General features: G+C 68.5%; 8 protein-coding genes. 6 read left to right on the plus strand and 2 right to left on the minus strand.

All coding sequences use genetic code 11. From position 1 onward, the window contains the following. From LQV45_RS15750 to LQV45_RS15765, 4 genes are all read left to right on the plus strand, one after another. Positions 1-771 (plus strand): glycerate kinase (locus LQV45_RS15750; RefSeq protein ID WP_230007847.1); only part of this gene is annotated, 771 nt, incomplete at its 5' end. After that, positions 764-2,107 carry an allantoinase AllB gene (gene allB, locus LQV45_RS15755; protein ID WP_230007848.1) on the plus strand — a complete coding sequence of 448 codons (1,344 nt, stop codon included), beginning with the start codon at positions 764-766 and terminating at the stop codon, positions 2,105-2,107. The genes LQV45_RS15750 and allB, both read left to right, overlap by 8 nt. Before the next feature lie 11 nt (positions 2,108-2,118). After that, positions 2,119-2,769: a winged helix-turn-helix domain-containing protein gene (locus LQV45_RS15760; protein ID WP_230007849.1), complete on the plus strand. Its 651-nt coding sequence runs from the start codon at positions 2,119-2,121 to the stop codon at positions 2,767-2,769. A 44-nt stretch (positions 2,770-2,813) separates the two neighbouring features. Beyond that, positions 2,814-3,311 carry a peroxiredoxin gene (locus tag LQV45_RS15765; protein WP_230007850.1) on the plus strand — a complete coding sequence of 166 codons (498 nt, stop codon included), beginning with the start codon at positions 2,814-2,816 and terminating at the stop codon, positions 3,309-3,311. A gap of 73 nt (positions 3,312-3,384) precedes the next feature. On the opposite strand, the gene LQV45_RS15770 is transcribed toward LQV45_RS15765, so the two are convergent. Together LQV45_RS15770 and LQV45_RS15775 are read right to left on the minus strand one after the other, a co-directional pair. Further along, positions 3,385-3,825, minus strand: a complete 441-nt coding sequence (locus LQV45_RS15770; RefSeq protein WP_230007851.1) for a serine hydrolase — start codon at positions 3,823-3,825, stop codon at positions 3,385-3,387. 32 nt (positions 3,826-3,857) lie between these two features. After that, on the minus strand, positions 3,858-4,271 hold the full coding sequence (locus LQV45_RS15775; protein WP_230007852.1) for a hypothetical protein: 414 nt from the start codon (positions 4,269-4,271) through the stop codon (positions 3,858-3,860). A 283-nt stretch (positions 4,272-4,554) separates the two neighbouring features. Between LQV45_RS15775 and bcp the strand changes: the two genes are divergently transcribed. Beyond that, positions 4,555-5,034, plus strand: coding sequence for a thioredoxin-dependent thiol peroxidase (gene bcp / locus LQV45_RS15780; RefSeq protein WP_230007853.1), 480 nt, complete (start codon positions 4,555-4,557; stop codon positions 5,032-5,034). A 199-nt stretch (positions 5,035-5,233) separates the two neighbouring features. Beyond that, positions 5,234-6,129, plus strand: an 896-nt coding sequence (locus LQV45_RS15785) for a hypothetical protein (protein ID WP_230007854.1), incomplete at its 3' end; no start/stop codon positions are given.

Below are 6,129 nucleotides of genomic sequence, written 5' to 3' on the forward strand. Positions count from 1 at the left end.
GTCCTGCAGGGACTCGGTGCCAAGCTCCTCGACGCCGACGGCAACGAACTTCCGCCCGGCGGTGCGGCCCTGGCCCGGCTGGACTGGATCGACTTCTCCGGCTTCGATTCCCGCCTGGACGGCGCACGCTTCGTACTCGCCAGCGACGTCGACAACCCGTTGCTTGGTGCCCAAGGCGCCGCTGCGATCTTCGGTCCGCAGAAGGGCGCCACCCCCGAGGACGTAGCAGCCCTCGACGCCGCCCTGGCCCGCTTTGTGAACGTGCTCTGCGCCGAAATCGGGCCCCGCGCGCGGAAGGCTGCGGACGCTCCGGGTGCCGGGGCTGCCGGCGGCGTGGGCTACGCAGCCATCGCGGTACTGGCCGCGACCCGCCGGCCCGGCATCGACGTCGTCCTCGAATTCACCGGGCTGGCCGAGCGGCTGGCCGGCGCGGATCTGGTGATCACCGGCGAAGGCAGCCTCGACGAACAGACCCTGCTGGGCAAGACTCCGGTGGGCGTTGCCCGGGCGGCGCGCCGCGCCAAGGTTCCGGTGGTCGCGGTGTGCGGCCGGTCCGTCCTGACCCCGGAGCAGATCAGCAGTTCCGGGTTCCTCGCAGTCCACGCTTTGACGGAGCTGGAAAGCAATGTAGACACATGTATAGCCGACGCCGCGGCGCTGCTGGAGCGCCTCGGACGGCAACTCGGCGAGCAATTGGCCAACGTGGCGCACTCCGCGCAGGGCGCCCGCGCCCTGGACAGTGCTCCGGGAAAGGAGACCCTCAGTGTCTGAAGAAACCTACGACGTCGTCTTCCGCGGGCAGCGGGTGCTGACCACCGCCGGCATCGCCGCCCGGGAAGTCGGCATCCGCGGCGGCGTGATTGTCGCGATCGAGCCGCTGGGCAACGGCCTCTCCGGCCGTGAAGTCATTGAACTCGCCGACGACGAGACCCTCCTGCCGGGCCTCGTGGACACCCACGTGCACGTCAATGAGCCCGGCCGGACCGAGTGGGAGGGATTCGCGTCCGCCACCCGGGCGGCAGCGGCCGGCGGCGTCACCACCATCATTGACATGCCGTTGAACAGCATCCCGCCCACCACTACCGTGGAGGCCCTGAAACTCAAGCGGGAGGTGGCCGGGGACCAGGTGTTCGTGGACGTCGGCTTCTGGGGCGGAGCCGTCCCGGGCAACAAGAACGAACTGCGGCCGCTGCACGACGAGGGCGTTTTCGGCTTCAAATGCTTCCTGCTGCACTCCGGCGTGGACGAGTTCCCGCACTTGGAAGCGGACGAAATGGAACAGGACATGGCCGAGCTCAAGTCCTTCGATTCGCTCATGATCGTCCACGCCGAGGACTCCCACGCGATCGACCACGCGCCCCACCCCGGCGGCGACCACTACTCCACGTTCCTGGCCTCCCGCCCGCGCGGGGCCGAGAACAAGGCAGTCGCCGAGGTCATCGAACGGGCCCGCTGGACCGGAGCCCGCGCCCACATCCTACACCTTTCCTCCTCCGACGCGCTCCCCATGATCGCCACCGCCAAGCGCGACGGCGTTCGCCTCACCGTGGAAACGTGCCCGCACTACCTGACGCTGACGGCCGAGGAAATCCCGAACGGCGCCACAGCCTACAAGTGCTGCCCGCCGATCCGCGAAGCCTCCAACCGCGAACTGCTGTGGGCCGGCCTGCAGGACGGCACCATCGACTGCATCGTCTCGGACCACTCCCCGTCCACCCTGGACCTGAAGGACTTGGAAAACGGTGACTTCGCCGTGGCCTGGGGCGGCGTCTCCTCGCTGCAGTTGGGCCTGTCGCTGATCTGGACCGAGGCCCGGCACCGCGGCATCCCGCTCGAGCAGGTTCTCTCGTGGATGGCGGCAAAGCCGGCCCAACTCGCCGGCCTGGGCAATAAAGGCCAACTGGCGCCGGGATACGACGCCGACCTCGCCGTATTTGCCCCGGACGAGGCTTTCGTTGTGGATGTTTCCAAGCTCAAGCACAAGAACCCCATCACCCCGTATGACGGCAAGGCGCTTTCCGGCGTCGTCCGGCAGACCTACCTCCGCGGCACCCTGATCGACGGCCGGACCCCGGCCGGCAAGCTGATCCGCCGCGGCGGCGTGTGAGCCAGGCGGCCGTGGCCGGCACCCCACCCGCCGTTCACGGACGGGCCCGGAATAACGGGCAGGCACGGCAGGCCGGCCTCACCGCCAAGGGACTGGCGGTCTGGGTCACGGTGCCGGACGACTCCGACGTTGACCCGGTGTGCCTGGCCCGCGCGGCCGAACTCGTGCTCGGCCGCGCCCTCAGATGTGCCCCGGAGGCGGAAGTCCACTTTAGGCCCGCCGCCGGAGCCGCAACATCCGCCGTCGTCCGGTCCCCCGGAGACGACGGCGCCCCGGCGGGAACAGCAGATCCCGCCGGGGACACCGGCGGGGCGGGCCTGGAGCCCGTCCCCGGCAGCATCAGCCGGCTCGCCGTCGACCTCGCGGCCGGAGACGCCAGGCTGGATGGAGAGCGGGTGCCCCTGACGGATCTGGAGTTCACGCTTCTGAGATGTCTCGTGCAGAACTGCTCCCGCACGGTAAGCCGGCAGGAGCTGCAGCTTTGCCTCGACGCGTTCGACACCCCGGGCGCGGCAACCCGGTCCATCGACGTGTACGTCGGCCGGTTGCGCCGGAAACTCAAGGGCTGCCGGCACGCCGTCGTCACCGTCCGCAGCGGCGGCTACCGCTTCGTCCCCGGTCCGCGGGCGACGGTCCGCGGACCAGCGGAATACAGCATCTGAGCTCCGCTGCCACAACCATCCCGACCCTCGATCGAAGGAACTGCATGCAATCCACCGTCACCACCAAGCTGCACGCCATCACTAAGCTGCACAGCGAAGATCCAGCACCCGGGTTCACGCTGCCAGATGCTGCGGGCCGCCGGATCTCCCTGGCCGATTATCGCGGCAAAAGCGTCATCATCTACTTCTACCCCCGCGCAGCCACTCCCGGGTGCACCACCGAGGCTTGCGACTTCCGAGACAGCCTCGCTGCCCTCCACTGCGCAGGCTTCGAGGTCCTTGGCATCTCACCCGACGCCCGGGAGGCCCTGTCCGCCTTTGCCGCGGAGCATGCGCTCACGTTCCCCCTGCTCGCGGACGAAGACCACGCTGTGGCCCTCGCGTACGGCGCCTGGGGCGAGAAGCTGATGGACGGCGAGGTCCGCGAAGGCACGGTCCGGTCCACCGTGGTTGTCGGTCCCGATGGCAACGTGGTCTTGGCGCAATACCACGTCAGTCCGCAGGGCCACGTGCGGGCGCTGCGGGAGGAGCTTGGCATCTAGGGGCTCGGACGCCATGCGGGCGGACCCGGACATGCGCGGGCTGGAAACGGCCTAGAAGCGGGCTGGAAACGGCCTAGAAGAGGGCGCCCGCCACCGCCTGCGTCAGCTGATGGATCACTTCAGTGCGTTCCGGGACGTCGCTCAGGTCCTGGCCCTTGGTGTAGATGACCAGCGCGTATGCGGTGCCGTCCCGGGCGAGGATGCCGGCGTCGTGCAGCTCACCGCCCAGGAGCCCGTACTTGTGGAAGACCGTGATCCCTTCCGGAACGGCGGCGGGAATGAGCGTTTCGTAGTTGGTGTCCTGCATATAGGACAACAGCTCGGCGGTGTCCCCGGCGTTCAGGAGCGTCCCGGAGTAGACCCCCGCCAGGATCGTCGCCATTTCCGCCGGTGTCAGCGTGTTGATTTCCGGGTCATAGCTCACGCCCAGCGATGCCGCGTACTCCGTCAGCTCCTCGTGGCCCACGGCATCCATGATCAGCGACCACGAGTCGTTGTCGCTCTGCTGGATCATCTCCCGGAGCTGGAAGCCGGCGGTGTAGCTCCCTAAAGGGTCATCGAGGCTGGCCCCCCGGTTTCGACCAGGTGGTAGTAAGCCGCCGCGGCCAGCACTTTGGCGGTGCTCGCCGCCACGAACTCCTCCCGGACCCCGTATTCGTGGACGTCCGCGGCGCCGGGGTCCTGGGCGAGGTCGACCAGCGCCACGCCGATCTGGAACTGGCTGTTGGCATCGAGAATGGCCTTGATGCGCGCATCCAGGGCAGCGTCCACCGCGCTCGACGCCGGGACCGCCGGGACCGCCGGATTGAGACTGGCTGACGGCGAAGCACCGGCCTCAGCCGTCGTCGCGGCAGACGGCGCGGCCGACGTCGTCGTGGGATTCGCCGCCGTGGGATTCGCCGCCGTCAAGCGGGCTTGCGCAAAGGAATAGATACCTGCGGTCAGGACGACCGCGAGCACTGCTGCACAGACCGCACCCATCAAGGCCCGTGGCCGGACGGTCACTCGACGCGCCCGCGGCCGGAAGTGCTCCCGAATCCAAATCGTCGCTGCTGTGGATTTCGCTGTTCCATAATGACTTCATCTAGCTACGGCAGCTATGCCGGAGCTATGAAAAACCTGTCGGCCCCAAGCCTGCCAAAGCCGCCCCGGACGGGTCCTTGCCAGACCCAGGCGGCGGAATACAGCCTCGATCCACGATGTTGTGCATCACAGACCCGTTGTCCACCCCCGAAGGATCATCATGAGCGCAAACATGACCGTCAAGCTTCAGCCGGGCACCCCGGCCCCGGATTTCACCCTGCCTGACGCCGAAGGCAAGCCGGTTGCCCTGGCCGACTACCGCGGCAAGAACGTCATTGTGTACTTCTACCCGCAGGCGGCAACCCCCGGCTGCACCACCGAGGCGTGCGATTTCCGCGACAACCTCGCGTCCCTGCAGGGCTCCGGCTACGAGGTCCTGGGCATCTCCCCCGATGCCCCCGATGCCCTGGCCCATTTCACCGGCGACTTCGCCCTGACCTTCCCGCTCCTGGCCGACGAGGACCACGCCGTGGCCCTCGCCTACGGCGCGTGGGGCGAGAAGCTGGTCCACGGCGAGGTCACCGAGGGCATCGTCCGCTCCACCGTGGTGCTGGACCCCGAGGGCAAGGTCAAACTGGCGCAGTACCAGGTCAAAGCCCAGGGCCACGTGGCGTCGCTGAAGGAATCGCTGGGCGTCTGACGACGCACCGCTCCACGGCGTTCTCGCGGCGTTCTCGGGGCGGATTCGGACCACCGCGGCGGAATCGGACAGATGCAGCGCGGATCCGCGGCGCGCGGTTCCCATAGCTGCGCGCCGGTCCGAAGCCGCAGCGGAGTAGTTTTCCACATCCGCCCCGCCGGTGGTTGTCCGGCCCCGCAGCGCGGGCCAGCATCGGGGCATGGACCTACCCCGACTGATTCTCAGCAGCGACCTCGCGCGCCTCGGCCAGGACGCACGGGGCCTTGCACGGCAGGCGAAAGCCGGGCAGCTCCGGCGCATCAGGCAGGGAGTGTACGTCCGGGCCCACGAGTGGGAGGCGCTGCCGCCGTGGGACAGGAATCGGGTCCTCATCCGGGCGGCTGCTTCCACATTGCGGAGCCGGACCGTCTTCTGCCGCCAGTCCTCCGCTGTGCTGTGGGACATGCCGGTTCTGGGCCACAGCCATCTGGTGCATGCCTGCACGTCCGACGGCGGCGGCGGGCGCTCGCGCGCCGGGGTCCGCCGGCATCTGGTCGATTTGGGCTCGGTGCAGATCGAGGAACGTCACGGGCTCCTGGTCACAGACCGTGTCCGGACAGCACTGGACCTGGCCGCCTTCGAATCGTTTGAGCAGGGCGTCGCAGTATTCGACCATGTCCTGGGGCCGCGGCCTGGCAACCTGGCACCGCTCAGCCGCGGGGAACTCGACGCCGGCATTGGCGGCAACTACACGGCAGCCGCGGCCCGGCGGATCCGGACCGCCCTGCAGTTTGCTGATCCTGCATCCGGCTCCCCTGGAGAATCGGTGAGCCGCGCTCTGATGTACCGGCTCGGCTTCCGGATCCCGCTCCTCCAGGTCGAAGTTCGTGATGCCCGGGGGCTGGTGGCGTTCACTGACTTTGACTGGCCCGATGATCAGCTTTGCGGAGAGTTCGACGGCCTGGTGAAGTACCGCAACGCGGAGTACCTCCGGGGCCGGACCCCAGCCGAGGCCCTCACCGACGAGAAACGCCGGGAGGACAGGATTCGGGCCACGGGCCGGCGCGTGATCCGTTGGACATGGTCGGAGCTGGCCAATCCCGGATCATTCTCCGC

The organism is Microbacterium sp. Bi128 (genome assembly GCF_918698205.1).

What these genes read in the sequence shown, in the direction of transcription:
- LQV45_RS15765 (WP_230007850.1), top strand. Translation starts at nt 2,814, where the DNA reads ATGCAATCCACCGTCACCACCAAGCTGCACGCCATCACTAAGCTGCAC.
- LQV45_RS15770 (WP_230007851.1), bottom strand. Translation starts at nt 3,825, where the DNA reads ATGATCCAGCAGAGCGACAACGACTCGTGGTCGCTGATCATGGATGCC.
- bcp (WP_230007853.1), top strand. Translation starts at nt 4,555, where the DNA reads ATGAGCGCAAACATGACCGTCAAGCTTCAGCCGGGCACCCCGGCCCCG.